Source organism: Allobosea sp. 117 (genome assembly GCF_000702305.1).
GTDB lineage: Bacteria > Pseudomonadota > Alphaproteobacteria > Rhizobiales > Xanthobacteraceae > Ancylobacter.
The window spans coordinates 262,337-288,724 of sequence record NZ_JNLC01000017.1 but is presented as its reverse complement, the minus strand read 5'-3'; the positions used below and the strand labels follow the sequence as shown (position 1 = coordinate 288,724).

The 26,388-nt window shown below is 68.4% G+C and carries 25 protein-coding genes; 17 read left to right on the top strand and 8 right to left on the bottom strand.

Going from position 1 to position 26,388, the window contains the following annotated elements:
- Positions 1-3: 3 nt before the first annotated feature.
- Together U742_RS0119785 and U742_RS23445 are read left to right on the top strand one after the other, a co-directional pair.
- On the top strand, positions 4-2,103 hold the full coding sequence (locus U742_RS0119785) for an OmpA family protein (RefSeq protein WP_248310430.1): 2,100 nt from the start codon (positions 4-6) through the stop codon (positions 2,101-2,103).
- Between the two features lie 4 nt (positions 2,104-2,107).
- A complete protein-coding gene (locus U742_RS23445; RefSeq protein WP_197028295.1) occupies positions 2,108-2,251 on the top strand; it encodes a hypothetical protein in 144 nt (47 codons plus the stop codon).
- A gap of 138 nt (positions 2,252-2,389) precedes the next feature.
- On the opposite strand, the gene U742_RS0119770 is transcribed toward U742_RS23445, so the two are convergent.
- Positions 2,390-4,579 carry a lytic transglycosylase domain-containing protein gene (locus U742_RS0119770; RefSeq protein ID WP_029356218.1) on the bottom strand — a complete coding sequence of 730 codons (2,190 nt, stop codon included), beginning with the start codon at positions 4,577-4,579 and terminating at the stop codon, positions 2,390-2,392.
- Positions 4,580-4,934: 355 nt separating this feature from the next.
- Here U742_RS0119770 and dapA point away from each other — a divergent pair, with 355 nt between their 5' ends.
- Both dapA and smpB read left to right on the top strand, forming a co-directional pair.
- Entirely contained in the window at positions 4,935-5,825 is an 891-nt protein-coding gene (gene dapA / locus U742_RS0119765) for a 4-hydroxy-tetrahydrodipicolinate synthase (RefSeq protein WP_029356216.1), read from the top strand.
- A gap of 41 nt (positions 5,826-5,866) precedes the next feature.
- Positions 5,867-6,340 carry an SsrA-binding protein SmpB gene (smpB, locus tag U742_RS0119760; protein ID WP_029356214.1) on the top strand — a complete coding sequence of 158 codons (474 nt, stop codon included), beginning with the start codon at positions 5,867-5,869 and terminating at the stop codon, positions 6,338-6,340.
- A gap of 161 nt (positions 6,341-6,501) precedes the next feature.
- On the opposite strand, the gene efp is transcribed toward smpB, so the two are convergent.
- Positions 6,502-7,071: an elongation factor P gene (gene efp, locus U742_RS0119755; protein WP_029356212.1), complete on the bottom strand. Its 570-nt coding sequence runs from the start codon at positions 7,069-7,071 to the stop codon at positions 6,502-6,504.
- A gap of 293 nt (positions 7,072-7,364) precedes the next feature.
- Here efp and epmA point away from each other — a divergent pair, with 293 nt between their 5' ends.
- On the top strand, positions 7,365-8,411 hold the full coding sequence (gene epmA / locus U742_RS0119750) for an EF-P lysine aminoacylase EpmA (protein ID WP_029356210.1): 1,047 nt from the start codon (positions 7,365-7,367) through the stop codon (positions 8,409-8,411).
- On the opposite strand, the gene U742_RS0119745 is transcribed toward epmA, so the two are convergent.
- Entirely contained in the window at positions 8,412-9,071 is a 660-nt protein-coding gene (locus U742_RS0119745; protein ID WP_156034280.1) for a uracil-DNA glycosylase, read from the bottom strand.
- Between the two features lie 5 nt (positions 9,072-9,076).
- Positions 9,077-9,685 carry a LabA-like NYN domain-containing protein gene (locus U742_RS0119740; RefSeq protein WP_029356206.1) on the bottom strand — a complete coding sequence of 203 codons (609 nt, stop codon included), beginning with the start codon at positions 9,683-9,685 and terminating at the stop codon, positions 9,077-9,079.
- 342 nt (positions 9,686-10,027) lie between these two features.
- On the opposite strand from U742_RS0119740, the gene rpoZ reads away from it, so the two are divergent.
- The 10 genes from rpoZ (at position 10,028) to recO (ending at position 19,069) form a co-directional block, all read left to right on the top strand.
- On the top strand, positions 10,028-10,417 hold the full coding sequence (gene rpoZ, locus U742_RS0119735) for a DNA-directed RNA polymerase subunit omega (RefSeq protein ID WP_029356204.1): 390 nt from the start codon (positions 10,028-10,030) through the stop codon (positions 10,415-10,417).
- A 158-nt stretch (positions 10,418-10,575) separates the two neighbouring features.
- Entirely contained in the window at positions 10,576-12,786 is a 2,211-nt protein-coding gene (locus U742_RS0119730; protein ID WP_029356201.1) for a RelA/SpoT family protein, read from the top strand.
- Between the two features lie 117 nt (positions 12,787-12,903).
- Positions 12,904-13,743 (top strand): transglutaminase-like domain-containing protein, encoded by an 840-nt coding sequence (locus tag U742_RS0119725; RefSeq protein ID WP_029356199.1) that lies wholly within the window; start codon positions 12,904-12,906, stop codon positions 13,741-13,743.
- A 234-nt stretch (positions 13,744-13,977) separates the two neighbouring features.
- Entirely contained in the window at positions 13,978-14,571 is a 594-nt protein-coding gene (gene pyrE, locus U742_RS0119720; protein ID WP_029356197.1) for an orotate phosphoribosyltransferase, read from the top strand.
- Complete coding sequence (locus U742_RS0119715; RefSeq protein WP_029356195.1) at positions 14,568-15,347, top strand: pyridoxine 5'-phosphate synthase; 780 nt, start codon at positions 14,568-14,570, stop codon at positions 15,345-15,347. The genes pyrE and U742_RS0119715 overlap by 4 nt, the downstream gene beginning before the upstream one ends.
- A 29-nt stretch (positions 15,348-15,376) precedes the next feature.
- Positions 15,377-15,787, top strand: a complete 411-nt coding sequence (acpS, locus tag U742_RS0119710) for a holo-ACP synthase (protein ID WP_029356193.1) — start codon at positions 15,377-15,379, stop codon at positions 15,785-15,787.
- 124 nt (positions 15,788-15,911) lie between these two features.
- The gene (lepB, locus tag U742_RS0119705) at positions 15,912-16,664 is read left to right on the top strand and encodes a signal peptidase I (protein ID WP_029356191.1); all 753 of its coding nucleotides are present in this window, start codon (positions 15,912-15,914) and stop codon (positions 16,662-16,664) included.
- Positions 16,622-17,380 (top strand): ribonuclease III, encoded by a 759-nt coding sequence (gene rnc, locus U742_RS0119700; protein ID WP_248310429.1) that lies wholly within the window; start codon positions 16,622-16,624, stop codon positions 17,378-17,380. The genes lepB and rnc overlap by 43 nt, the downstream gene beginning before the upstream one ends.
- A complete protein-coding gene (era, locus tag U742_RS0119695; RefSeq protein WP_029356187.1) occupies positions 17,377-18,291 on the top strand; it encodes a GTPase Era in 915 nt (304 codons plus the stop codon). Before rnc ends, era begins: the two co-directional genes overlap by 4 nt.
- A gap of 40 nt (positions 18,292-18,331) precedes the next feature.
- Entirely contained in the window at positions 18,332-19,069 is a 738-nt protein-coding gene (gene recO, locus U742_RS0119690; RefSeq protein WP_029356185.1) for a DNA repair protein RecO, read from the top strand.
- On the opposite strand, the gene U742_RS0119685 is transcribed toward recO, so the two are convergent.
- Entirely contained in the window at positions 19,063-19,398 is a 336-nt protein-coding gene (locus U742_RS0119685) for a hypothetical protein (RefSeq protein ID WP_029356183.1), read from the bottom strand. The genes recO and U742_RS0119685 overlap by 7 nt on opposite strands.
- 312 nt (positions 19,399-19,710) lie before the next feature.
- Here U742_RS0119685 and parC point away from each other — a divergent pair, with 312 nt between their 5' ends.
- Positions 19,711-21,945 carry a DNA topoisomerase IV subunit A gene (gene parC, locus U742_RS0119680; RefSeq protein ID WP_029356181.1) on the top strand — a complete coding sequence of 745 codons (2,235 nt, stop codon included), beginning with the start codon at positions 19,711-19,713 and terminating at the stop codon, positions 21,943-21,945.
- A gap of 75 nt (positions 21,946-22,020) precedes the next feature.
- On the opposite strand, the gene U742_RS0119675 is transcribed toward parC, so the two are convergent.
- On the bottom strand, positions 22,021-24,027 hold the full coding sequence (locus U742_RS0119675; protein WP_029356179.1) for a PhoX family protein: 2,007 nt from the start codon (positions 24,025-24,027) through the stop codon (positions 22,021-22,023).
- A gap of 158 nt (positions 24,028-24,185) precedes the next feature.
- On the opposite strand from U742_RS0119675, the gene U742_RS0119670 reads away from it, so the two are divergent.
- Positions 24,186-24,938: an AAA family ATPase gene (locus U742_RS0119670; protein ID WP_029356177.1), complete on the top strand. Its 753-nt coding sequence runs from the start codon at positions 24,186-24,188 to the stop codon at positions 24,936-24,938.
- Positions 24,939-24,950: 12 nt separating this feature from the next.
- On the opposite strand, the gene U742_RS0119665 is transcribed toward U742_RS0119670, so the two are convergent.
- Positions 24,951-25,700 (bottom strand): arginyltransferase, encoded by a 750-nt coding sequence (locus U742_RS0119665; protein WP_029356175.1) that lies wholly within the window; start codon positions 25,698-25,700, stop codon positions 24,951-24,953.
- A 107-nt stretch (positions 25,701-25,807) separates the two neighbouring features.
- Positions 25,808-26,332, bottom strand: coding sequence for an RDD family protein (locus U742_RS0119660; protein ID WP_029356173.1), 525 nt, complete (start codon positions 26,330-26,332; stop codon positions 25,808-25,810).
- Positions 26,333-26,388: the final 56 nt, after the last annotated feature.

Below are 26,388 nucleotides of genomic sequence, written 5' to 3'. Positions count from 1 at the left end.
AGCATGTGCCGCTGGCGTGCGTGGTGGAAGGGGCTGATTCCCCTGGCGCTGCTGGCGGCGGCTGCGGTGTTCTTCGGCCGTGCGCCGCTTGAGGTCGCGCTCACCGAGCGGGCCTCCGACCTGCTCAGCGACATCGGCGAATCCTGGGCCCGCGCCCGCTTCGACGGGCGCGACGCGCTGCTGGAGGGCGAGGCGCTCTCCGAGGACGCGCGCGCCAAGGTCCGCGCCGAGCTCGCCCGCATGTCGGGGGTGCGCGTGGTGGAGGACCGCACGACCCTTCTGCCCGAGCGGCGGCCCTTCACCTTCACCATCATCCGCGACAATACGAGCCTGAGGCTGGAGGGATATGTGCCCTCGCGCTACGCCCGCACCCGCATCGTCGAGGCGGCCCGCGAGGCGGCGCCGAACCTCAAGCTGGTCGGCGAGGAAGGCCTCGTGCGGGCGCGCGGCGTGCCGGCGGGGGATTTCGCCGGCGTCGTCGCCTTCGGCATCCGGCAGCTCGCCAGGATGCCGGCGGGCCGCGTGACGCTTTCGGACGACGCCTTCTCGATCGAGGGGCGCGCGCCGGATTTCGCCACCTATGACGCGCTCGAGGTGACGGTGCGCAGCGAGCTGCCGGGCGACTTCAAGCTCGCCCGCTTCGCCGTGCTGCCGCCGGCGGTCGCGCCCTTCGTCTGGTCGGCGCAGCGCGACGCCGACGGCGTCCTGCTTGCCGGCTATATTCCGCTCGGCGATGCCCGGCGGGCGCTGCTCGACGCGGTGCGCGGCGCGGTGCCGGGCGCGGCGATCTCCGACCAGCTCCGCCTCGCCGACGGCGCGCCGCCGAGCGAGGGCTGGCTCAAGGCGGTGAGCTTCGCCCTGCAGCAGCTCGGCCGGCTGCCCGGCGGCAAGGTCGCGCTGTCCGACACCACCATCACCATCGAGGGCAAGGCGCCGGACTTCGCGGCCTATGACGCGCTCTCGGCGGCGCGGCGGGCGGTGCCGGAGGGCTATACGCTGACGCGCTTCGCCGTCGAGCCGCCGATCGTCTCGCCCTTCACCTGGGGCGTGCTGCGCAACGCGACCGGCCTCCGCCTCGTCGGCTATGCGCCCTCCGAGGACGCCAAGCGCCTGCTGGTCGACGCGCTCCGCTCCGGCTTCCCCGGCGTCGCGACCAGCGACGAGATGCGTATCGCCTCCGGCGGCCCATCGGCCGAGGCCTGGGTGGCGGGCGCCACCTTCGGCGTCAACCAGCTCGCGCGGCTGCGCGTCGGCGAGGTGAGGGGTAGCGGCCAGAAGCTCGTCATCTCCGGCGAGGCGCTCGATTCGGCCGCCTATGGCGCGGTGACGGGCGCGCTCGGCGGCGCCATTCCCGGCGGCTTCGCGCTGGACCGGCCCGATGTGCGCCCGCCGGTGGTGAAGCCCTACGTCTTCGGGCTGCGGCGCGACGCGCAGGGTCTGACCGTCTCCGGCTTCTATCCCGACCGGCGCGATCACGACAACATGCTCGAGCTCGCCCGCGGCGAGTTCCTCGGCGCGCCGGTCAATGACGTCTCGGCGGTGGCGCAGGGCGCGCCGCCCGGCTTCGCGCGTGCCGCCAATGTGGCCCTGCGCGAGCTCGCCCGCCTCGAATCGGGGGAGGTGCGCCTCGACGACCAGAAGCTCCGCTTCTCCGGCGTCGCCATGCTGCCGGCCGCCATCGATTCGATCCGGGCCGCGCTGACGGCCGATCTGCCGCCCGGTTTCGTGGTGGACATCGCGCTGGAGGTCGCGCCGCCGCCGCCGCTGATGGACGGGCCGAGCTGCCAGAAGGCGCTGTCCGATCTGCTGGCGCGCGGCAGCATCCGCTTCGTCGAGGGCGGCACCGCCATCGACCCGATCAGCCGCGGGCTGCTCGACCATCTGGCGGCGGCGCTCGGCGGCTGCCCCGAGGCGACGGTGGCGATCGCCGCCCGCGCCGGCGCCTCGGCGGAGGACCAGACGCTGGCGGCGGGGCGCGCGCAGGCCGTCGTCGACTATATGGCGCAGTCCGGCGTCTCCGCCGGGCGGCTGCTGGCGATCGCCAATGGCGCCGAGGCGGCGGGCACCCCGCGCGCGCCCGGCATCGACTTCATCGTGAGGTGATCGGATGTGGTTCCTGGCGACCGAGCTTTGGCCCTATCTCGTCGGCGCCCTCGCCATAGGGCTCGCCACCGGATGGCTGTGCGGCTGCAAGCCGGCCGTCTCGCGCCGCACCGGCGGAGCCGGGGATGAGACGGAGGTTCGGCCGTGAACTGGTTCGCCGTCGAGACCTGCGCGCTGCTGCTGGTCGCCTATGTCGCGGGCTGCGTCGCCGGCTGCTGGCTCAGGCGCATATTGCGCGGCCGGCCGGCGGGCTGATCCCGCCGCACCGACTGCACCGAGCGTCGCCTCACTCGACCCGCGCGCCGCGCAGGTCGGCCTCGATCTGCAGCGTCCGCCGGCCGCCGAAGCGCGACTTGTAGACCTGCGCGTTCTCCATCACCCGCTGGACGTAGTTCCGCGTCTCGGAGAAGGGGATGCGCTCGACCCAGTCGATCGGGTCGACGCCGGCGTCGCGCGGATCGCCATAGGCGGCAATCCATTTGGCGACGCTGCCGCGCCCGGCATTATAGGCCGCGAAGGTGAGCACGTAGCTGTTCTGGTAGTTGTCCAGGAGGCTGCGCAGCTCCGCCGCCCCGTACTGCACATTGGTCGAGGGATCGCTGTGCAGCTTGCGCGCGTCGAACGACACGCCGTTGCGGCTGGCGATGGTCCTGCCGGTGGCCGGCATCACCTGCATGAGGCCCGTCGCTCCGGCGCGCGACACCACGGAGGCGTTGAACATGCTCTCCTGGCGGGCGATCGCGTAGACCAGCGCACGGTCCACCTCGGAGGTGATGGGCCGGTAGCTCGGAATGCCGATGGTCGGGAACGCCACGTCGTCGAGCGCCATGCCGCGGCTCAGCGCGTTCTTGCCGATCACCACCATCGCGCGGGCGTCGCGATTGGACTGCGCGACCTCCGCCAGCAGGCCGAGCGAGGCGGCGTCGAGACGATCCGACAGGTCGGAGGCGAGGGCGATCGACAGGTCGCGCTTGCCGAGCTGCTGCAGCAGCTTGAAGATCTGCACGCCTTCATCGCGCGCGAAGGCGGTGCGCTGGGCGAGACTGGCGGCCGGCGCCGAGCGCACCGCGACCTCGGCGATGTCGAGCTTGGCGCGGGCGAGCTGGCCGTAATAGGCGGTCGGGTAGGCCGCCGCCGTCTGATACTGGTTGCGCGCATTGGCGGTGCTGCCCGCCGCCTCCAGGGCGCGACCCTGCCAGTAGAAGCCGCGCGCGATCGTCGCCGGATGCGTCTGGCCTTCCGCGATCTTCGCGAAATGCTGCTGCGCCGTGCGCGGGTCGTTCAGGAAACGCAGCGCGATCCAGCCGGCGGTGAACTGCTGCTCGGCGCGCAGATGGTCGTTTTCCGGCGGCGCCGCCTCGCGCGCCACCTTGTAGGCGGTGCGGGCATCGCCGAGATCGAGCAGCTCGCGGGCGACCAGCCGCCGCTCGATCCACCATTCATCGGTGTCGATGAGGGCGGAGGCATCCTTCGGCGCGCTGGAAAGCAGGCGGGCGGCGGTCGCATCGTCGCCGGCACGCCGCGCGATCTTGGCCTGCGTGTAGATATAGGCAGGGTCGGAGCGCAGCGAGCCCGGCACGGCGGCCAGCGCCTTGCTGGCGTCGCCCTTGCCGAACAGGGCGATGCGGGCGCGGGCAAGCGCGGCGACGTCGGAGCCGGCCCGCTCGGCAGCGCGCAGGCCGCGCGAGGCGTCCTCGGCATAGAGCAGCTTGTCGGCGCGATATTTGTGGTCGGCGCGGGTCAGCACGCCGCCGAACTCGACCATGACGGTCGATTCGACGTCCTCCGACAGCGCGTCCTCGCGCCACGCGTCGCGCAGCCACGCGGTGCCGCCGGTGCGGTCGCCCGAGGCGAACAGCGCGCGGGCGAGCGCGATCTTGCCCTCGCCGGAAATCGGCGCCTGTCCGGAGAAGAAGGCGGTGATCGTGCCGGCGTCGGCGTTCTCGGCATAAAGCAGATATTCGAGGCGCCGGCGCAGCACGGTCGGCGTCGGCAGGGTGGGGTGCTCCTGAAGAATCCGCACCGCGCGGTCGAAGCCGACCTGACGGGCGGTGACGCGCAGCGCCAGCCAGCGCACGAGGGCGCGCGCAGCCGGGTCGCGGAGCTGATCGGCCGCCGCGAGCGCTTCCGCGCCCTGGCCCTTCTCGACGAGGCTCACCGCCTGCCGGAGATCGCCGGGCGCGCCGTCGAAGGAGCTGTCCGGCTGCGCCAAGGCGCCGGTCGGCTTGGGATCCACCTTCTGGGAAGCGGTCGCCTTGCTGCCCGCCTTCTTGTCCGCGACCTTCTTGTCGGCAACCTTCTTGTCCGCCGTCTTCTTCTCGGCGGGCTTGGCGGCGCTCGACTTCTGCGGCGGCTTCGGCGGCGGGGTCGGCTTGGTTTCGGCCGAGGCGGGCGAAAAGGCCATGGCCGACGCCAACAGCGCCGCCACGCTCAGGCTGGTGGCGGCACGCAAATGACGGGCGCGAATGCTGCGCATGGCTTACGCTCTCCCCCGATCGGGCGCAGGACTTGAAGACAGAAGGCGGCGGGCGGACGCTGAGTCCAGACCGCTAATGTCCTGCGATCTTATTGACGAAACGCTAACCACAACCCGGGACGCGTACCCCTGAGCGTCTCCCGGAAAACGTGTTCTGCCCTCACAAGCAGGCGAAACCGGGGCAGCGTGCCCCAACCCGCCGGCAACGCCAAGAATACCCTTTCTTCCGAGGCCCCGACGCGATATTCGATGCGCCCTTCGCGCCTCTCCTCGCAGCGGGAGCCGTGCGAACCCATATTACGACGCCGAACAGATCGACGCCAACGACACAGTACCGGGTCTTCAGGAGCGCGCCATGTCTCACAAGCCGCCTTTTCGTGGCTCTTACACGGCTCTCGTCACGCCGTTCCGCGACGGCGCGCTCGACGAGAAAGCGTTCCGTGAGCTCGTGGACTGGCAGATCGACGAAGGCACGCACGGCCTCGTTCCAGTGGGCACGACCGGCGAGAGCCCGACGCTGTCGCATGAGGAGCACAAGCTGGTCGTCGAGTGGTGCGTCGATCAGTCGGGCGGCCGCGTCCCGGTGATCGCCGGCGCCGGTTCGAACAACACCATCGAGGCCGTCGACCTCGCCCGCCATGCCGAGAAGGCGGGCGCGGACGCGGTGCTGGTGGTCACGCCCTACTACAACAAGCCGGGGCAGGAGGGCCTGTACCAGCACTACAAGGCGATCAACGATGCGATCGGCATTCCGATCATCATCTACAACATTCCCGGCCGGTCGGTGATCGACATGTCGGTCGAGACCATGGCGCGGCTGTTCGAGCTGGACAACATCGCCGGCGTGAAGGACGCGACCGCCAATCTCGCCCGCGTCAGCATGCAGCGCCAGGCGATGGGGCCGGCCTTCAACCAGCTCTCCGGCGAGGACGCCACCGCGCTCGCCTTCATGGCGCATGGCGGAGACGGCTGCATCTCGGTCGCCTCCAATGTCGCGCCGAAGCTCTGCGCGCAGCTCCAGAACGCCTGCCTCGCCGGCGACTACCGGGCGGCGCTGGACGTGCAGGACCGCCTGTTCCCGCTGTTCCAGGCGCTGTTCGTCGAGACCAATCCGAGCCCGACCAAATACGCCCTCTCGGTGCTGGGCCGCATCTCCGACGAGGCGCGCCTGCCCATGGTGCCGGTGACCGAGCGGACCCGCGAGGTCGTCCGCGCCGCCATGGTGCATGCCGGGCTGATCAACTGAATTGAGATCGGGGCGCGCGCTCCGGTCCGGAGCACACCACCATGGCTGAGAAAAAGGCCCTTCCACGCAAGGTCGTCGCCGACAACCGCCGGGCCCGTTTCGATTACGATATCGGCGAGACCTTCGAGGCCGGCATCGCCTTGTCCGGCACCGAGGTGAAGAGCCTGCGCGGCGGCAAGGCCACCGTCGGGGAGAGCTATGTCTCGGCGAAGAGCGGCGAGGCGATCCTCTATAATTCCTTCATCCCGGAATATCTGCAGGCCAACCGCTTCAACCACGAGCCGCGCCGGCCGCGCAAGCTGCTGCTGCACAAGCGCGAGATCGCCAAGCTGTGGCAGGCGGTGGAGCGCGAGGGCATGACCGTGGTGCCGCTGCGCATCTATTTCAACGAGCAGGGCCGCGCCAAGGTCGAGCTCGCCATCGCGCGCGGCCGCAAGGCCCACGACAAGCGCGAGGCGGCGAAGGAGAAGGACTGGGCGCGCGACAAGCAGCGGCTGATGCGCGATCGCGGGTAGGTCTTTTTCGTCATCCCGGACGGCCACAAGGCCGATCCGGGATCGCGCAGACATCGCGAGCGATCCCGGCTCTGCGCTGCGCTTCGGCCGGGATGACGAAAAGCGGAAACAACAAAAAAGCCCGGCACTTGGCCTGGCTTTTTCATGTCCGCTCTGAGCGTTCAGTCCTTGGCGCGTTCCACATAGGAACCGTCCGCCGTCATCACGACGATGCGGGTGCCGACGCCGACATGCGGCGGCACCGCCGAGCGCACGCCGTTGGACAGCACCGCCGGCTTGTAGGAGGAGGACGCCGTCTGGCCCTTCATCGCCGGCTCGGTATCGACCACTTCCAGCACCACGCGCTGCGGCAGCTCGATGGCGATGGCGTTGCCCTCATGCACCGAGAGCATCACCTGCATGCCTTCCTGGAGATAGGCGGCCTGATCGCCGACCACATCGGCCTGCACGGCCACCTGGTCGTAATTCTCGGGGTTCATGAAGTGGTACCCTTCGCCGTCCGAATACAGGAAGGTGTAGGGCCGGTCCTCGACATGGGCGCGCTCGACCTGCTCGGTGGTGCGGTAGCGCTCGGAGATCTTGGTGCCGTCCGAGATGCGCCGCATGTCGAGCTGGGTCACCGGGGTGCCCTTGCCGGGATGGATGTTCTCGGCGGTGAGCACGACATAGAGCCTGCCGTCGATGTCGACCACGTTGCCCTTGCGCAGCGTGCTGGCGATGACCTTGACCATTGCGGTCCTCTGGCTGTTGGGTGCCGCGCGAAGACGGGCGCGACATCAGGATTCTGTTGGGCGGTTCCTATACAAGCGCGTCTGCCTTCCGCCAACCCCGCGCGTGAAGGCGCCGTGGTGCATCCCTCGAGACCCGGCTGCGCCGGGCACCTCAGGATGACGAGGTTGCGAAAAGTCAGTAGACCAACGGCGTCATGCTGAGGTGCGCGCCCGCAGGGCGAGCCTCGAAGCACGCACGGCCTCACCGCCGGGAATTTCCAAACGGGCTCTCAGAAGCCGAAGCAGCAGGACCCATGCCCGTTCCCGTCTCGCCCTGGTGGGCGCCCGAGCGCCATGCCGACCGCCGCCCGTTCCTGCTGGCGCGGCAGGCGATGCTGGCGGCGATCCGGGGCTTCTTCGCAGCGCGCGACTTCGTCGAGGTGGAGACGCCGATCCTTCAGGTCTCGCCGGGCAACGAGACGCATCTGCATGCCTTCGCGACCCGGCTGACCGGATCGGATGGATCGACCGCGACGCGCTATCTCCACACCTCGCCGGAATTCACCGCCAAGAAGCTGCTCGCGGCCGGCGAGGGGAGGCTGTTCACGCTCGCCCGCGTGTTCCGCAACGGCGAGCGCAGCGCGTTGCACCATCCCGAATTCACCATGCTCGAATGGTATCGCGCCCGCGAGACCTATGAGGCGCTGATGGATGACTGCGCGGCGCTGCTCGCCTCCACCGCCGAGGCCACCGGAGCCGGCAGGTTGCGGTTCCGCGGTTTCGAGGCCGACCCGTTCGCGCCGCCGGAGCGGCTGACGGTACCGGAATCCTTCGAGCGCTTTGCCGGCATCGATCTCATGGCCAGCATCGCCCCCGATGGGACGACCGACCGAGATGCGCTGTGGCACGCGGCGCGCGCGGCCGGCATCCGCGTCGCGGAGGACGATATCTGGGCGGATGTCTTCACCCGCATCATGGTGGAGAAGGTCGAGCCGCATCTCGGCATGGGCCGGGCGACCATCCTGTGCGACTACCCGATCAGCGAGGCGGCGCTGGCGCGCCCGAAGCCCGGCGAGCCGCGGCTCGCCGAGCGCTTCGAGCTCTATGCCTGTGGCGTCGAGCTGGCGAACGCCTTCGGCGAGCTGACCGACGCCGCCGAGCAGCGCCGGCGCTTCGAGGCGTGGATGGACGAGAAGCAGCGCATCTATGGCGAGCGCTATCCGATCGACGAGGATTTCCTTGTCGCGCTTGCCGTGATGCCGGAAGCCTCCGGCATCGCGCTCGGCATCGACCGGCTGGCCATGCTGCTGACCGGCGCCGAGCGGATCGAGCAGGTGCTCTGGGCGCCGGTGGCGCCGTAATCAGCGGGTATTGTCGAGATAGGCGCGCACTGCCGCGAACACGGCGTGGAACATCTCCGGCGTCAGCACGCCGGTGTTCGTGTTGTAGCGGGAGCAGTGATAGCTGTCGAAAAGGGCGAGGTCGCCGATCCGGTGCTGCGCGCCATGGGCGAACTTGAAGCGCGACAGCCTCTCGCCATGCGCCGCCAGCACCTGGTCATGCGCGATCTTGCCGAGCGCGACGACGGCGCTGAGCCCGGGAAGCAGGCCGACGGTCGCGGCGAGGAACGGCCGGCAGCCACGCATCTCGTCGGTGGTCGGCTTGTTCTCCGGCGGCACGCAGCGCACCGCATTGGTGATCCGCGCATCGACGAGCGTGAGTGAATCATCCGGGCGCGCCTCGAAGCGGCCCGTCGCGAAACCGTAGGTCAGCAGGGTCGAATAGAGCAGGTCGCCCGCATAGTCGCCGGTGAAGGGACGGCCGGTACGGTTCGCGCCGCGCAGGCCCGGCGCGAGCCCGACGATCAGCAGGCGCGCATCGGCCGGCCCGAAGGAGGGGACCGGCGCGTTGTGCCAGCCGGGCTCCTCGGTGCGCCAATGCTCGCGGAATGCCACCAGCCGCGGACATATCGGGCAGTCGCGCGCCGGTTCCGCCTCGGCGCGCGCGATATCGCCGCTCATGGCGATCAGGGTTCGGAGAGTTCGTCGGACGGGCTCGACGGCGGCGCACCCCGCTTCTCGAGGAAGCGCGGCGTCTCCTGCATGCGGCCGGCGCGCTCGGCGGGGTCGCGGCCGATCTTCGCCTGAAGATCGACGAGATCGATGAAGGCGTCGGCCTGCCGGCGCAGCTCGTCGGAAATCATCGGCGGCTGGGTATTCACCGTCGACACCACGCTGACGCGCACGCCCTTGCGCTGCACCGCCTCGACCAGCGAACGGAAGTCGCCGTCGCCCGAGAAGATCACGATGTGGTCAAGATGCGGCGCCAGCTCCATCGCGTGGACGGCGAGCTCGATGTCCATGTTGCCGCGGATCCGCCGGCGCCCCTGGCTGTCGGTGAACTCGCGCGCGGGCTTCGTGACGACCGAATAGCCGTTGTAGTCCAGCCAGTCGAGCAGCGGCCTGATGGAGGAATACTCGCTGTCCTCGACCAGCGTCGTGTAATAGAACGCTCGGAGGACCTGGCCCCGCGCCTGAAATTCCTTCAGCAGGCGCTTGTAGTCTATGTCGAAGCCAAGCGACTTGGTCGCTGAATAAAGATTGGCGCCGTCGATGAAAAGAGCGGTTTTTTCCATGATTAACCGTTACTCAGAATATAGTGGTACGTCGCGGTAATCGAAAATGATCGCACGCATACGATCACTTGCCGCACCGGTTCTTACTCACATAGGCAATTTGTGGCGTGTGCAAGGCAAAGCACGCGGATATGAAGCCGGCACGCTAATTATTGTGGAGAAGGGCCCCGCCGGCAATGATCGGCGCGCCGATGGCCCAGTTCCGGCATTCTTATCATCATCGCGGCCGCGGCGGGAGGCGCCGGACCACGAAATCGCGGGACGAAATGCGAAAACTTGCCCTTTTCCCGCTGTTCGGTTAAAGCGTGCCGTTTCCCGATTATCGAACAGGAGCGCCGAGGCATGGCTCGCGTCACCGTCGAGGATTGCATCGACAAGGTCGACAATCGCTTCGAACTCGTTCTTCTCGCCGGGCATCGCGCCCGGATGATTTCCTCTGGCCAGCCGATCACCGTCGATCGCGACAACGACAAGAATCCCGTCGTCGCGCTGCGCGAGATCGCCGACCAGACGATCTCGCCCGAGGACCTCAAGGAGGACCTCATCCACTCGCTGCAGAAGTTCACCGAGGTGGATGAGCCGGAGCCCGAGACCGTTCCGATGATCGCCTCGAGCGGCGAGGGTGGTTCGGACGATTCCGACGTCATGCTCGACCGCATGACCGAAGAGGAACTGCTCGCCGGCCTGCAGGGCCTCGTGCCGCCCGAGCCGAGCGACGACGACGAAGGCTGATCGACCGTCCCTCGGTCGCCTGCGACACAGAGGCCCGGCCATGCGCCGGGCCTTCGTTTTTGCACCTATTTTCAACGCGATGGCTTGCGTCGACTATGGGCGCGGATGATATCTAGCTCAGCCGGCCGCGCGCCGGCATCGCACGGGTCAAGTCTGTCATGATGCGGCAGTACGAGCTCGTCGAGCGCGTACGCCGGTACAACCCCAACACCGACGAAGCGCTGCTCGACCGCGCCTACGTCTATGCCATGCGCGCGCATGGCACGCAGACGCGCGCCTCCGGCGATCCCTATTTCTCGCATCCCCTCGAAGTCGCGGCGATCCTCACCGACCTGAAGCTGGACGACGCCACCATCGTCGCCGCGCTGCTGCACGACACCATCGAGGATACCGACGCCACCCGCGACGAGATCGACCGGCTGTTCGGGCCGCAGATCGGCGCGCTGGTCGAGGGCCTCACCAAGATCAAGAAGCTCGACCTCGTCTCCAAGCAGGCGAAGCAGGCCGAGAACCTGCGCAAGCTCCTGCTCGCCATCGCCGACGACGTGCGCGTGCTGCTGGTCAAGCTCGCCGACCGGCTGCACAACATGCGCACCCTCAAATGGGTGCCCGAGGAGAAGCGCAACCGCGTCGCGCAGGAGACGCTGGACATCTATGCCCCGCTCGCCGGGCGCATGGGCATGCACGACATGCGCGAGGAGCTGGAGGACCTTGCCTTCCGCCAGCTTTCGCCGGAGGCCTATGAATCGATCCGGGCGCGGCTCGAAACCCTGAAGGAGAGCAGCGGCGAGGTCCTCGCGGCCATTGAGCGCGAGCTCTCCGACGCGCTCGCGCAGAAGGGCGTGCAGGCCTCGGTCAAGGGGCGCGAGAAGCGGCCTTATTCGATCTGGCGGAAGATGGAGCAGAAGGCGGTGGCGTTCGAGCAGCTCTCGGACATCTACGGCTTCCGCATCATCGTCGACAGCGTCGAGCAGTGCTATGGCGCGCTCGGCGTGGTGCACACCAAGTGGCCGGTCGTGCCCGGCCGCTTCAAGGACTACATCTCGACCCCGAAGCAGAACGACTACCGCTCCATCCACACGACGGTGGTGGGGCCGGGCCGCCAGCGCGTCGAGCTGCAGATCCGCACCCGCAAGATGCACGAGATCGCGGAGTACGGCATCGCCGCCCATGCGCTGTACAAGGACAACAGTCCGGCCGCCGATCTGCTGGCACGCGACTCCAACGCCTATGGCTGGCTGCGCCGCACCATCGAGCTGCTGGCGGAAGGCTCCAGCCCCGAGGAATTCCTCGAGCACACCAAGCTCGAGCTGTTCCACGATCAGGTGTTCTGCTTCACCCCGAAAGGCCGGCTGATCGCGCTTCCGCGCCGCGCGACGCCGATCGACTTTGCCTATGCGGTGCACACCGACGTCGGCAACATGGCGGTCGGCGCCAAGATCAACGGCAAGGTCTCGCCGCTGGTCTCCGAGCTGCACAATGGCGACGAGGTCGAGATCATCACCTCGACCGCGCAGACCCCGCCCGCCGCCTGGGAATCGATCGTGGTCACCGGCAAGGCGCGCGCCGCCATCCGCCGCGCCACCCGCGCGGCGGTCCGCGCGCAATATGCCGGGCTCGGACGCAAGATCGTCGAGCGCGCCTTCGCCCGCGCCGGCAAGCCCTTCTCGGAGGAGCGCCTGTCGGGGGCGCTGAGCCGCCTTGCCCGCACCTCGCTCGACGATGTCTACGCCGCCGTGGGCCGCAGCGAGATGCGCGCCGACGACGTGGTGAAGGCGCTGCACCCGGAATGGACGGGCGCCCGCGCCCCGGAGGAGCGCGCGAGCGCTCCGCGCGGCGAGGGGTGGTTCGAGCTCAAGGCGGGGCAGAGCCTCAAGTTCAAGATCCCCGGCATCGAGGCCGATCCGGACCCGATGACCGCCATCCCCATCCGCGGCATCAATGGCGACCTGCCGGTGCGCTTCGCACCGAACGGCGGGGCCGTGCCGGGCGACCGCATCGTCGGCATCCTGACGGCGGGCGAGGGGATCACCGTCTACCCGATCCAGTCGCCGGCGCTGCAGGATTTCGAGGAGGAGCCGGAGCGCTGGCTCGACGTGCGCTGGGACGTCGACGAGGACGACCCGCAGCGCTTTCCCGCGCAGCTCGTCGTCACCGCCTCGAACGAACCCGGCTCGCTCGCCCAGATAGCGCAGGTGATCGGCGAGCGGGACGGCAACATCGACAATCTGCGCATGACCTCGCGCTCGAACGATTTCACCCGCATGGTGATCGACGTCGAGGTCTATGATCTGCGCCACCTCAACGGCATCATCGCCGACCTGCGCTCGCGCCCGGTGGTATCCAGCGTCGAACGCCTCAACGGTTGATCGGACCGCTAACGACGGGCGGAACTTTAACCTTCCTCGGCGGTTGCCAGAGCCACAGTCCCCGCCGCTCTCGCGTGCGGGCTTCCAGGCTCATCGACCGTAACCGGCGAGGACGACATGCGCATCAATATCGGCTTCCGCATCGCATTGGAGTGCCCGCAGCCGACCGTCGCGACGCTGATGGTCGATGTCCACCCCTCGCGCGCGGACGACATCGTCGAGCAGACGCCGCTGATCGTCACGCCCAGCGTACCCATCAGCCGGGGCTTCGATCCCTTTTCCAACGTGGTGCACAGGCTGGTTCTGCCCGCCGGGGTGACCACCATCGAGCAGGACGGCGTCATCGAGGACGACGGGAAGCCGGACCTCGTCAATCTCGCGGCCTGCCAGGTGCCGCTCGCCAAGCTGCCGGCCGACGCGATGGCCTATCTGCTCGGCAGCCGCTATTGCGAGACCGACCTGCTGGCGACAGAGGCCTGGCGCCTGTTCGGCCGCGTCCCGGAGGGATGGTCGCGCGTCCAGGCGATCTGCGACTTCGTGCACGAGCATATCGAGTTCGGCTACCAGCACGCGGATTGCACCCGCTCCGCCTTCCGCGCCTATCAGGAGCGGCGCGGCGTGTGCCGGGACTTCGCCCATCTCGCCATCACGCTGTGCCGCGCCACCAATATCCCGGCGCGCTACTGCACCGGCTATCTCGGCGACATCGGCGTGCCGCGCGATCCTGCGCCGATGGATTTCTCCGCCTGGTTCGAGGTCTATCTCGACGGGCGGTGGTACGCCTTCGACGCGCGCCACAATCGCCCGCGTACCGGCCGGGTGGTGATCGGTCGCGGCCGCGACGCCACCGACGTCGCCATCGTCAATACCTTCGGCCCGCACCGGCTCGCGCATTTCGAGGTGTGGACCGACGAGCTGCCGGCCCATGCGCGCCGTGTCGGCAGCGCCGCCGCCTGAGCGACGAGGCCGTGCGTGCTTCGAGGCTCGCCCTGCGGGCGAGCGCCTCAGCATGACGCCGTTGGTCCATCGGCTTTTAGAAACGCCGTCATCCTGAGGTGCCCGGCGCAGCCGGGCCTCGAAGGACGTACCACGGTGCCTTTCGCTCATGCCCAAACAGGCTGTGAGGGCGGATGACGGCGCGGGGCGGATCAGTTATCTAGCGCCGATCCGTCACCGCTGGGCCGTCCCGACATGACTCAAGACGAGGTTCTGCAGGAGTTCCGCGACGCCGGGGCGCTCCTCGAAGGCCATTTCATCCTCTCCTCCGGCCTGCGCAGCCCGGTCTTCCTGCAGAAGATGTTCATCTTCATGGACCCGGCGCGCACCGAACGCCTGTGCCGGGCGCTGGCGCACAAGATCGAGGCGCGGTTCGGCACGATCGATTACGTCGTCTCCCCGGCCATCGGCGGCATCGTGCCGGGCTACGAGACGGCGCGCCAGCTCGGCGCCAAGGCGGTATTCGTCGAGCGCGAGGACGGCAAGTTCGCGCTGCGCCGTGGCTTCAGCATCCCCGAGGGCGCCCGCGTCGTCATGGTCGAGGACATTGTCACCACCGGGCTTTCGTCGCGCGAATGCCTCGCCGCCATCGCCGACACGCCCGGCACCGTGGTCGGCGCCGCCTGCCTCATCGACCGCTCCGGCGGCAAGGCCGATCTCGGCGTGCCGCTGGTCGCGCTCGCCGCGGTCGACATCCCGACCTATGCTCCCGACGCGCTGCCGCCGGAACTCGCCGCCATCCCGGCGGTGAAGCCCGGCAGCCGCGGCATTCAAGGTGCAAAGCCGTGACCGCACTTCACCGCCAGCCGCCGGCGATCCGCCTCGGCGTCAATGTCGATCACGTCGCCACGGTGCGCAACGCGCGCGGCGGCGTCCATCCCGACGTCGTCCGCGCCGCCCTGCTGGCGGTCGCCGCCGGCGCCGACGGCATCACCGCGCATCTGCGCGAGGATCGCCGCCACATCCGTGACGAGGATATCCGCCGGCTGAAGGCGGAGCTGCTGGTGCCGCTGAATTTCGAGATGGCGGCGACCGACGAGATGGTCGGCATCGCGCTAGAAGCCGCGCCCCATGCCTGCTGCTTGGTGCCCGAGCGGCGCGAGGAGCGCACCACGGAAGGCGGCCTCGACGTGCTCGGCGGCGGCGTTACTCTCGCCCGGCATGTGGACACGCTGGCCAGGGCCGGCATCCGCGTCTCGCTCTTCGTCGCGCCCGATCCGGACCAGATCGCCGCCAGCGCGGACATCGGCGCGGCCGTCGTCGAGCTGCACACCGGCGCCTGGTGCGAGCTGCGTGCCGCCGGCCATGGCGCGGAGGCCGAAGCCGAGTTCGAGCGCCTGCGCCGTGCCGCCACCCAGGCCGCGGCGCTCGGGCTGGAGGTCCATGCCGGCCATGGCCTCGACTATGAAACCGCCGAGGCCATCTCGGTGTTTCCCGAGCTGCGCGAGCTGAACATCGGGCATTTCCTGATCGGCGAGGCGATCTTCGTCGGTCTCGAAGCCTCGGTCCGCCGGATGCGTCAGGTGATCGCGCACGGGCGCAAGGCCGCGCTCGCCGTCGCCTGAGCACGAGGCAGACCCGTGATGAGGTTTCCATGATCCTCGGCATCGGCTCCGACATCATCGACGCCCGGCGCGTCGCCGAGGTGCTGGAGCGCCATGGCGAGCGCTTCCTCGAGCGGGTGTTCACGCCCGTCGAGCGCGCGAAGTCGGAGCGCCGCAAGCGGCGCGCGGAGAGCTACGCCAAGCGCTTCGCCGCCAAGGAAGCCTGCGCCAAGGCGCTCGGCACCGGCCTGGCGCAGGGCGTGTTCTGGCGCGACATGGGCGTCGTCAACCTGCCTTCGGGCGCGCCGACCCTGCTGCTGACCGGCGGCGCCCGCGCGCGGCTCGAGGCCATCACGCCGCCGGGCTTCGACGCCCGCATCGACCTCACCATCACCGATGACGGCCCGATGGCGCAGGCTTTCGTGATCATCAGCGCCGTGCCCAAGGCACCCGCGCCGTGACCGTGCGGAAGCTCGTCGGATCGTGACCGGTGCGCGTTGCCGCAGGCCGGCCGAGCGGCTATAGGAGCGGACCCATGCGGCGCTCGGACCCTTTCCGCGGCGTCGCTCCGCAGCGGAATCCGACATGACCTCGACCACGGAACCGAAGAAGGAAGGCGGCCTCGGCGAAACCGTCCGCGTCGTCATCCACGCGTTCCTCATCGCCATCATCATCCGCACCTTCCTGTTCCAGCCCTTCAACATCCCCTCGGGCTCGATGAAGGAGACGCTGCTGGTCGGCGACTATCTGTTCGTGTCGAAGTTCAGCTACGGCTACAGCCGCTTCTCGCTGCCTCTCTCGCCGCCGCTGTTCGACGGTCGCATCTTCGGGTCCCAGCCCAATCGCGGCGACGTCGTGGTGTTCAAGCTGCCGCGCGACGAGGAGACGGACTACATCAAGCGCGTGATCGGCCTGCCGGGCGACCAGATCCAGATGATCGCCGGCGTGCTGCACATCAACGGTCAGGCGGTCCAGCGCGAGCCGGCCGGCACCTGGGACGACGACGAGGGCGGCGGCAACGTCCAGAAGGTCAAGCGCTGGCGCGAGACGCTGCCCAACGGGGTGAGCTATTACACGCTCGATCTCGTCGACAACGGCTTCTACGACAACACGCCGGTCTACACCGTGCCGCCCGGCCATTTCTTCATGATGGGCGACAACCGCGACAACTCGACCGACAGCCGCGTGCTGAGCCAGGTCGGCTACGTGCCCTACGAGAACCTCATCGGCCGCGCGCAGATGATCTTCTTCTCGGTGCACGAGGGCGATGCCGCGTGGCAGTTCTGGAAATGGCCGTGGACGGTCCGCTGGGACCGTCTCTTCACCTTCGTCAGATGACGAGGGGCGGCAAGCGCCCGGGCGGTGACGCCGATCTCGGCGCACTGGAAGAACGTCTCGGCCATGTCTTCGCCGACCGGAGCCATCTGGCGCTGGCGCTGACCCACATCAGCGCCGTCATCGGCGTGCAGGGCGCGGCGGCGCGGGTGCGTTCCTATCAGCGGCTCGAATTCCTCGGCGACCATGTGCTCGGCTGCGTGGTGTCCGACATGCTCTACCGTGCCTATCCGAACGCCGAGGAGGGCGAGCTGTCGCGCCGGCTCGCCGAGCTCGTCTGCGAGAAGTCCTGCGCCGAGGTCGCCGGCGAGATGGGCGTCGGCCCGTTCATCCGGCTCGGCGCCGGCGAGGTGCGGGCGGGCGGCCACGAGCGGCGCGCCATCCTCGCCGACATCGCCGAATCGGTGCTGGCGGCGGTCTATCTCGACGCCGGCTATGAGGCGGCGGAAAAGACGGTGGAGCGCTTCTGGCGCCCGCGCTTCGCGCTTTTCCAGGGCGAGCTACGCGACGCCAAGACCGCGCTGCAGGAATGGGCGCAGGCGCGCGGCCTGCCGCCGCCGAACTACCGGATGATCGACCAGCACGGCCCCGACCACAGCCCCGAATTCCGCGTCGCGGTCGAGCTGCCCGGCCACGAGCCGGTGGAAGGTCTGGGCCGTTCCAAGCAGAATGCACAGAAGGCGGCCGCCGCCGCCTTCCTCGCGCAGGTGAAGGCATGACCGACCAGACATCCGATACGCGCTGCGGCTTCGTCGCCCTGATCGGCGCGCCGAACGCCGGCAAGTCGACGCTCACCAACGCGCTGGTCGGCACCAAGGTGTCCATCGTCTCGCACAAGGTGCAGACGACCCGCAGCCTCGTGCGCGGCATCGCCATCGAGGGCGCGACGCAGATCATCCTCGTCGACACGCCCGGCATCTTCGCGCCCAAGCGCCGCCTGGAGAAGGCGATGGTGCGCTCGGCCTGGAGCGGGGCGGGGGACGCGGACGCGGTGATGCTGCTGGTCGACGCGCGCGCCGGCATCACCGAGGAGGTCGACGCCATCATGCGCGGGCTCGCCGAGGTGCGCCGGCCCCGCGCCATCGTGCTCAACAAGATCGACCTGATCCCGCGCGAGAACCTGCTGACGCTGGCGAGCGCCATCGCCGACAAGCTCAGCTTCGACAAGCTGTTCATGATCTCGGCGCTGAAGGGAGACGGACTCGCCGAGATGCGCCAGTGGCTGGCCGCGACCATGCCGCCCGGCCCGTGGCTCTATCCGGAAGACCAGATCTCCGACGCGCCCATGCGCATGCTCGCCGCCGAGATCACCCGTGAGAAGCTGTTCCTGCGGCTGCACGACGAGCTGCCCTACCGCTCCACCGTCGAGACCGAGTCGTGGAAGGAACTGCGCGACGGCTCGGTGCGCATCGAGCAGACCATCTTCGTCGAGCGCGAGAGCCAGCGTAAGATCGTGCTCGGCAAGGGCGGCGAGACGATCAAGGCGATCTCCTCGGCCGCCCGCGCGGAGCTCGCCGAGATCGTCGAGAGCAAGGTGCACCTCTTCCTGTTCGTGAAGGTGCGCGAGAACTGGGCTGACGATCCGGAACGCTACCGCGAGATGGGGCTCGACTTCCCCCCGCCGGACTGACGGGCGGCAGGGACGGGCGCGAGGCCGGACGCGATATCGCATGGAGTGGATCGACGACGGCATCATTCTCGGCCTGCGCCGCCATGGCGAGGGCAATGCCATTGTCGAATTGCTGACGGCTGCGCATGGGCGCCATCTCGGCCTCGTGCGCGGCGGCGGCTCGCGGCGCCAGGCGCCGGCGCTGCAGCCGGGCAACGGCGTGCGGGCGACATGGCGGGCGCGGCTCGACGAGCATCTCGGCAGCTTCGTCATCGAGGCGACGCGGGCGCGCGCCGACCGGCTGATGGCGAGCGCCCATGCCGCCTATGCCTTCGCGCATCTGGCGGCGATGGTCCGCATGCTGCCCGAGCGGGACCCGCATCCCGATCTCCACGACACGCTGGATTTCGTGCTGGAGCACCTCGCCGAGCCCGACATGGCCGGGATGCTGGTGGCGCGCTTCGAATTGATGATGCTGTCGGAGCTCGGCTTCGGGCTGGAGCTCGACCGCTGCGCGGCGACCGGCGGGCGCCACGATCTCCTCTATGTCTCGCCGAAATCGGGCCGGGCGGTGAGCCGCGACGCCGGAGAGCCCTGGCGCACGCAATTGCTGGCGCTGCCCTATTTCCTGGTCGGCGAGGTGGCCGAGGTGCCGGCGGCGGGCGATGTCGACGCGGCCTTCGAGCTGACCGGCTTCTTCCTCGCCCGCCGGGTCTTCGAGCCGCGCGGGCTCCCGATGCCGGAGACCCGCGCGGCGTTTCTGGCGTCTATCGGGCGGCTACGCCGGACCGATCAATAATAGGGGCGGGGGTGGTGGTAGTACGGCTCGGCGTAGTACCCGCCATGGGGACGCGGCGCGCCGTAATAGCGCGGCGGATAGCGGTGGCCCACCCAGACGCGGTCGCAATCGCGCACCGCGACGCGGATCGGGCGACCCCAGCGATCGCGGCGCCAGACCACGCGCTTCTTGCAGACCGTGCGCCAGGCGACGTCCTGCGTGATCGGGGCGGTGGCTTCGGTGCCGATGACGGCACGCCCGCCGGCGGAAAGGGGAGTGGCCGAGGCGGTTCCCGCCGCGAACAGGCCAAGAGCAGCGGAACCAATGGCGGCAAGCAGAACCTTACGCATGAGTGCCTCCTGATCGATCTCGAAAGATCAAATGAACCGACAGGAGAATTGAGTATTCGCAGATTGAGTTCCGAAAATGTTTGGAATATCCAAGTCCAGCCACAGAGCTGAATGGACGTTCAGCCATATTAACGGAAGCAGAACAGCGGCCGCCGGAACGGTAGGATGTTGGTCGAATGGCGCCGTTCCGGCCTCGCCGGCGCCGTGAAGATTGCCGAAATTTAATATGGGCGTGCCGTGCCGCAGGCCGCGCGGGGGCTCCATGCGCGTTCGCGTCTTGTTCCGGCGGCTTGATTTTTGTACCGAGGAAGGATGGGAGAAAGACCGATTCCACCGGGTGAAGGTTCGATCGAGCCGGTCGGGCTGAAGGCGGCGCTCGAGGAGCGCTACCTCGCCTATGCGCTCTCGACCATCATGCACCGCGCGCTGCCCGATGCGCGCGACGGGCTGAAGCCGGTGCACCGGCGCATCCTCTACGGCATGCGGCTGCTGCGGCTCGACCCCGGCGGCGGCTTCCGCAAGTCGGCGAAGATCGTCGGCGACGTGATGGGCTCCTTCCATCCGCACGGCAATGCGGCGATCTACGACGCCATGGTGCGCCTCGCGCAGGATTTCGCGCAGCGCTATCCCCTCGTCGACGGGCAGGGCAATTTCGGCAATATCGACGGCGACAACGCCGCCGCCGACCGCTACACCGAGGCGCGCATGACCGAGGTCGCGCGCCTGATGCTGGAAGGCATCGACGAGGACGCGGTCGCCTTCCGCCCGAACTATGACGGCACCACCGAGGAGCCGGTCGTCCTCCCCGGCGCCTTCCCGAACCTGCTCGCCAACGGCTCCACCGGCATCGCCGTGGGCATGGCGACCTCGATCCCGCCGCACAACGCGGCCGAGCTGATCGACGCGGCGCTGCACCTGATCGACAACCGCAACGCCACCACGGACGAGCTGCTCGCCTTCGTGAAGGGGCCGGATTTCCCGACCGGCGGCGTGGTCATCGATCCGCCGGCGGTGATCGCCGACGCCTATGCGACCGGGCGCGGCGGCTTCCGCCTGCGTGCGCGCTGGCACAAGGAGGAGACCGGCCGCGGCACCTATCTCGTCGTGGTGACGGAAATCCCCTACGGCGTGCCGAAGTCGCGCCTCGTCGAGAAGATCGCCGAGCTGCTGAACGAGAAGAAGCTGCCGCTGCTCGCCGATGTCCGCGACGAATCCGCCGAGGATGTGCGACTCGTGCTGGAGCCGCGCGCGCGCAACGTCGACGCCGATCTCCTGATGGAGAGCCTGTTCCGCCTCACCGAGCTGGAAATCCGCTTTCCGCTCAACATGAACGTGCTGGTCGGCGGGCTCGTGCCGAAGGTGGTGAGCCTTGGCGAGGCGCTGCTGGAATGGCTCGACCACCGCCGCGACGTGCTGATCCGCCGCTCGCGCTTCCGCCTCGGCCAGATCGAGCACCGGCTGGAGGTGCTCGGCGGCTATCTGATCGCCTATCTCAACCTCGACGAGGTGATCCGCATCATCCGCGAGGAGGACGAGCCCAAGCCCGTGCTGATGGCACGCTTCGAGCTCACCGACGTGCAGGCCGAGGCGATCCTCAATATGCGGCTGCGCTCCCTGCGCAAGCTCGAGGAATTCGAGATCCGCAAGGAGCATGACGCGCTCACCGCGGAGAAGGACGGCATCGAGAAGCTGCTCGCCTCCGAGGCGCGCCAGTGGAAGACGCTCGCCTGGGAGCTCGGCGAGACCCGCAAGCGCTTCGCTCCCGACACGCCGCTCGGGCGGCGCCGCACCGGCTTCGGCGAGGCGGCAGCGCACGACGCCGACGCGGTGAGCGAGGCGCTGGTCGAGCGCGAGCCGATCACCGTCGTCGTCTCGCAGAAGGGATGGATCCGCGCGCTGAAGGGCCATGTCGCGGACCTCGCCTCGCTCGCCTTCAAGGGCGACGACGAGCTGAAGCTGTCCTTCTTCGCCGAGACGACGTCGAAGCTGCTGGTCTTCGCCACCAATGGCCGGTTCTACACGCTCGAGGCCTCCAAGCTGCCGGGCGGGCGCGGCCATGGCGAGCCGCTGCGCCTGTCGCTCGACCTCGAGCAGGAGGCCGACATCGTCGACGTCTTCGCCTATCAGGGCGGGCGCAGGCTGCTGGTGGCCGCGAAGGAGGGCAGGGGCTTCGTGGTCGCCGAGGACGATTGCGTCGCCAACACCCGCAAGGGCAAGCAGGTGCTCGGCGTCGACGGGCAAGACGCCATGCGCGTCGTGCCTGCGGTCGGCGACACGGTGGCGACCATCGGCGAGAACCGCAAGCTGCTGCTCTTCCCGCTCAGCCAAGTGCCGGAGATGGCGCGCGGGCGCGGCGTGCGCCTGCAGCGCTACAAGGATGGCGGCCTGTCGGACATGAAGGTGTTCACGCTGGCGGACGGTCTCACCTGGACCGACACCTCCGGCCGCACATGGACGGTGACGGAGCTCGCCGAATGGCAGGGCGAGCGTGCCGGCGCCGGCCGCCTGCCGCCCAAGGGCTTCCCGCGCAACAACAAATTCGCCTGAAATAAATTCGCCCGGACGCGGACGCCCGGGCGAATGCGGTCGATAGCTAGGGCCGGTAGCCGCCCGAAGGTGCGGTTACGCGCCGATCTTGCCGCCGTCCTGCTTGGTGATCACCACCACCGCCGGGCGCACCGGCATGTCGTCGCGGAAATCCGGCCAGCGGGTGGACAGGTCCTCATAGTAGGACGGCCGGCCGAACGGCGCCCAGTCGGTGCCGCCGTCGCCCGGGTGCTGCACGGCGACGAAGGCGGTGCGGTCATCCGGCGTGAACAGCGGCCCGCAGAGCTCGGCGCCCACCGGCACGCGGAAGAACAGCTTCGAGGTGGCGCGCGCTTCGCCCTCGACGTCGACCGCCCACAGCCCGTCGGTGCGGCCGGTCTCCTTCGGATTGTTGCCGTCGGTGGCCACCCAGAGGCGACCGGCCGAGTCGACCGCGCAATTGTCCGGCATGCCGAACCAGCCGTTCTTGGTCGTGTCGGTCGAGAAGGACGCGCCGACCGAGGCGACGGAGGGATCGCCGCACTTCAGCAGGACTTCCCACCTGCCCTTGGTGGCGGCAAAATCGCCATCGGCCTCGGCGATCTCGATGATGTGGCCGAAGGCGTTCTTGGCGCGCGGATTGGCGGCGTCGATCTGGTCGTCCTTGCGGCGCGTGTTGTTGGTCAGCATGACATAGACCTTGCCGTTGACGCCGTTCGGCTGGACGTCCTCGGGCCGGTCCATCTTGGTGGCGCCGAGCAGATCGGAGGCGCGCCGCGTCTCGATCAGCACGTCGGCCTGGCTCTCGAAGCCGTTGGCGGCGGTCAGAGGCCCCTGGCCGAACACCAGCGGCATCCAAGTCAGCGAGCCGTCGGCCTCGAACTTCGCGACATGGAGCGTGCCCTCGTCGAGCAGGTCCATGTTGGCGGCGCGGTCGTTCGGGTTGAAGCGGCCGGCGGTGACGAACTTGTAGACATAGTCGAAGCGCTCGTCGTCGCCGAGATAGAAGACCACGCGGCCGTCTTTGGCGACGATCGACTCGGCGCCCTCATGCTTGAAGCGGCCGAGCGCGGTGCGCTTCTTCGGCACCGAGTTGGGATCGTTCACGTCGACCTCGACGATCCAGCCGAAGCGGTTCGGCTCGTTCGGCTCCTTGGAAAGGTCGAAGCGCTCGTAGAAATTGCCCCACTCATAGGCGCCTTCCGGCACGCCGTAGCGCTTGTAGTTGGCGGCTTCCTTGTGGCCTTCCGGCAGCTTGCCGAGGAAATAGCCGTGGAAGTTCTCCTCGGCCATCACATAGGTGCCCCATGGCGTCACGCCGCCGGCGCAGTTGTTGAGCGTGCCGATGACGCGGGTGCCGGCGGTGTCGTCCTTGGTCTTCACGCGGTCATGGCCGGCGACCGGGCCGCTAAGCACCATGGGGGTCGTGGAGGTGATGCGGCGGTTCAGCTTGCCGTCGCGCACCACCTGCCATTTGCCGTCGACCTTGCGGATCTCGACGATGGTGCCGCCATGCGCCGCCATCTCGATGTCGACGCGCTTCTGGTCGGCCGGCGCCACCTTCAGCTTGCCCTCGGCGACGCTGACGATGCCCGGGAACATCAGGTGCTCGTTGGTGTATTCGTGGTTCACCACCAGAAGGCCGTGCTCCGCCGAGCCGTTCAGCGGGATGAAGCCGACATAGTCGTTGTTGTAGCCGAACTGGCGGCGCTGCGCCTCGGCGCTCTGGTTCTTCGGGTCGAACTCCGGCGAATCGGCGAACAGTGCGTCGCCCCAGCGCAGCAGCACGTCGGCGTCGTAGCCCTCGGCGACGTGATGCTTGGGGTCGACGCCGGCCTCCACTTCCGTGAAGGTGAAGGCCGAGCCGGAGGCCGCCTTGGCCTTCTCCGCCGTCAGCAGCGCGAGCGGGCTGACCGTCGAGGCGATGGCGGAGACGGCGAGCGAACCCTTGAGCAGGCCGCGGCGCGAGAAGCGGATGGAGATGAGTTCGCCCATGGTGGGGTTGGCCGTCGGGTTCGAGCCGGCGCCGTCGGCCTCCTCCAGCAGGCTGGTGCGGAAGGGCGAGACGTCATCGTCATGGGCGGGCGAACGGGGATCGGTCATGGTGCAAGCTCCGGCGTTAGACAATCTGGATCGGTTCCAGATTGCTAGGCCGACCGCGTCACAGAGCCATGACAGTCGGGAGGTATTCCGTTGCGCGACCGTCGAAGGCGCTGCATCCTCGGGCTAGAATGGCGACCATATCCGAACGGTCGAAACCTATGGCGAAAGCAAAGCGCGACATCCGCCTCCCGGCTCCCTATCTCCGGCATGTGGAACTCATGCCGGAGCGGGTCGGCGATTGGGACGCCTATCCCTTCTGCCTGCCGCTGTTCCGGCATCGCAGCTTCGAGATGGCGTTCGACCATGCGGTGACGGTCATCGTCGGCGAGAACGGCGTCGGCAAATCGACCCTGCTGGAGGGCATTGCTATCGCCGCCGGCTTCGGCCTGTTCGGCGGCGGCAGCGCGCACGCGGGTGGCACCACGCGCCACGAGATTACGCTCGCCGGTACGCTGAAATTGGGTTGGCTGCCCAAGATCGGCGAAGGTTTCTTCTTCCGCGCCGAGACCTTTTTCGACGTTGCCGAATATGTCGAGAGGGCGGCCATCGAGGTCCATGCGGCGCCGCCCGACTGGCTGATGAAATCCCACGGCGAAGGCTTCCTCAGCTTCTTCAGCGAACGAGGCGACCGGCAGGGCGTCTATATCTTCGACGAGCCGGAAAGCGCGCTGTCGCCGAGCCGCCAGATCGACTTCATGAGGATTCTCAGGCGGATGGAGAAGAGCGGTATCGCCCAGATCATCATGGCGACCCATTCGCCGTTCCTGATGGCCTATCCCGGCGCGCGGCTGCTGATGCTCGACAAATACGGCCTGACGCCCGCCGAACTCAGGGACACCATGCATTTCCGCATGATGCGCGAATTCTGCCTGGCGCCGGAGAGCTTCGTCGAGACCATGCTGGACGAGTGAGCGGGGAGGGCCTCAGCGCTCCACCCGCTCCCAGCCATGCGGGGCGAGGCGTTCCTGCGGCAGGAAGCGGCTCTTGTAGCCCATCTTGGCCGAGCCATCGACCCAATAGCCGAGATAGACATAGGCGAGGCCGAGCGAGCGCGCCTTGTCGACATGGTCGAGGATCATGAAGGTGCCGAGCGAGCGTGCGGGCTCGTCCGGCTCGTAGAAGGAATAGACCATGGAAAGCCCGTCCGCGAGCACGTCGGTCAGCGCGACTCCATGGACGGCTCCCTGGCCGCGGCCGTGGATCGCGGTGTCCGGTCCGCGCCGGCGATATTCGATCACGCGCGTGCGCACATGGCTGTCCTCGACCATCATCGCGTAGTCGAGCACGCTCATGTCGGCCATGCCGCCATCGCTGTGGCGGCTGTCGAGATAGGCGCGGAACAGCGAATATTGCTCGGCGGTCGGCACCGCCGCGCGCATGTCGCCGACGAGGTCGGCATTGGCTTGACGCACCCGCCGGAAACCGCGCGTCTCGCGGAAATCGTCCACGCAGATCCGCACCGAGACGCAGGCCCGGCAGTTCTCGCAGGCCGGCCGATAGGCGATCGACTGGCTGCGCCGGAACCCGCCATGGGTGAGCACATCGTTGAGCTGCGTCGCCCGCTCGCCGACCAGATGGGTGAACACCTTGCGCTCTTCCCGTCCGGGCAGGTACGGGCAGGGCGAGGGTGCCGTCAGGTAGAATTGCGGTGTATCGCGCGGGTGTTCGGTCACGGTTGTTGCGTCGGGATGACTCGCATCAGGATCGCGCGCGCCGGCCGCCGCGTCAAAGCCTGTTCGTTACTTTGTAGAAGTTGTGATGAACGGGGCGGCCGGCCGGCTCAGCGCGGGCGACGCAGGCTGGTCGCCCGCTCCTCGTTGTTCACGACGATGGTGCCGAGGATCAGGTCGTGCAGCAGGCGGCGGCGGCTGTTGAACAGGCCGACCAGCAGCACGAAGGGCGTCAGCACGCTCACCGATACCCAGAACATCACCACACTGAGCACCGCCAGCAGATGGTACATCGGCGCGCCGTACCACAGGCGCATCTCGATATTGACCGCCCGCATGCCGAGCGTGGCGCATTTGTCGCCGCCGAGCGTCAGGCCAGTATAGACCAGCGCCCAGAGCACGAAGGCCGGGCTGAGCAGGCCGAACAGGAACCAGCCCAGCCCGAAGGTCACGAGGCCGAACACGAAGATGAACAGCGCCGCCAGAACCATCGGCGCGAAGATGATCACCACGTCGATGCAGAAGGCGACGATGCGGCGCGACAGCACACCGTCGAAATATTCCGGCTGCGTCGCCGGATCGTAGGCATAGGGCTTGTAGCCCTCGGACCTGTCGATGCGATGAATGTCGGACATGGCCGGCTCCTGCTTCTCAGCCGATCAGGTGGTGCGGCCGGACCGCGCCGGCAAGA

What these genes read in the sequence shown, in the direction of transcription:
- parC (WP_029356181.1), top strand. Translation starts at nt 19,711, where the DNA reads ATGGGAGAAAGACCGATTCCACCGGGTGAAGGTTCGATCGAGCCGGTC.
- U742_RS0119730 (WP_029356201.1), top strand. Translation starts at nt 10,576, where the DNA reads ATGATGCGGCAGTACGAGCTCGTCGAGCGCGTACGCCGGTACAACCCC.
- U742_RS0119785 (WP_248310430.1), top strand. Translation starts at nt 4, where the DNA reads ATGTGCCGCTGGCGTGCGTGGTGGAAGGGGCTGATTCCCCTGGCGCTG.
- rpoZ (WP_029356204.1), top strand. Translation starts at nt 10,028, where the DNA reads ATGGCTCGCGTCACCGTCGAGGATTGCATCGACAAGGTCGACAATCGC.
- efp (WP_029356212.1), bottom strand. Translation starts at nt 7,071, where the DNA reads ATGGTCAAGGTCATCGCCAGCACGCTGCGCAAGGGCAACGTGGTCGAC.
- recO (WP_029356185.1), top strand. Translation starts at nt 18,332, where the DNA reads ATGGAGTGGATCGACGACGGCATCATTCTCGGCCTGCGCCGCCATGGC.
- epmA (WP_029356210.1), top strand. Translation starts at nt 7,365, where the DNA reads ATGCCCGTTCCCGTCTCGCCCTGGTGGGCGCCCGAGCGCCATGCCGAC.
- lepB (WP_029356191.1), top strand. Translation starts at nt 15,912, where the DNA reads ATGACCTCGACCACGGAACCGAAGAAGGAAGGCGGCCTCGGCGAAACC.
- U742_RS0119770 (WP_029356218.1), bottom strand. Translation starts at nt 4,579, where the DNA reads ATGCGCAGCATTCGCGCCCGTCATTTGCGTGCCGCCACCAGCCTGAGC.
- U742_RS0119675 (WP_029356179.1), bottom strand. Translation starts at nt 24,027, where the DNA reads ATGACCGATCCCCGTTCGCCCGCCCATGACGATGACGTCTCGCCCTTC.
- U742_RS23445 (WP_197028295.1), top strand. Translation starts at nt 2,108, where the DNA reads ATGTGGTTCCTGGCGACCGAGCTTTGGCCCTATCTCGTCGGCGCCCTC.
- pyrE (WP_029356197.1), top strand. Translation starts at nt 13,978, where the DNA reads ATGACTCAAGACGAGGTTCTGCAGGAGTTCCGCGACGCCGGGGCGCTC.
- era (WP_029356187.1), top strand. Translation starts at nt 17,377, where the DNA reads ATGACCGACCAGACATCCGATACGCGCTGCGGCTTCGTCGCCCTGATC.
- U742_RS0119725 (WP_029356199.1), top strand. Translation starts at nt 12,904, where the DNA reads ATGCGCATCAATATCGGCTTCCGCATCGCATTGGAGTGCCCGCAGCCG.
- dapA (WP_029356216.1), top strand. Translation starts at nt 4,935, where the DNA reads ATGTCTCACAAGCCGCCTTTTCGTGGCTCTTACACGGCTCTCGTCACG.
- smpB (WP_029356214.1), top strand. Translation starts at nt 5,867, where the DNA reads ATGGCTGAGAAAAAGGCCCTTCCACGCAAGGTCGTCGCCGACAACCGC.
- U742_RS0119685 (WP_029356183.1), bottom strand. Translation starts at nt 19,398, where the DNA reads ATGCGTAAGGTTCTGCTTGCCGCCATTGGTTCCGCTGCTCTTGGCCTG.
- acpS (WP_029356193.1), top strand. Translation starts at nt 15,377, where the DNA reads ATGATCCTCGGCATCGGCTCCGACATCATCGACGCCCGGCGCGTCGCC.
- U742_RS0119660 (WP_029356173.1), bottom strand. Translation starts at nt 26,332, where the DNA reads ATGTCCGACATTCATCGCATCGACAGGTCCGAGGGCTACAAGCCCTAT.
- U742_RS0119745 (WP_156034280.1), bottom strand. Translation starts at nt 9,071, where the DNA reads ATGAGCGGCGATATCGCGCGCGCCGAGGCGGAACCGGCGCGCGACTGC.
- U742_RS0119670 (WP_029356177.1), top strand. Translation starts at nt 24,186, where the DNA reads ATGGCGAAAGCAAAGCGCGACATCCGCCTCCCGGCTCCCTATCTCCGG.
- U742_RS0119740 (WP_029356206.1), bottom strand. Translation starts at nt 9,685, where the DNA reads ATGGAAAAAACCGCTCTTTTCATCGACGGCGCCAATCTTTATTCAGCG.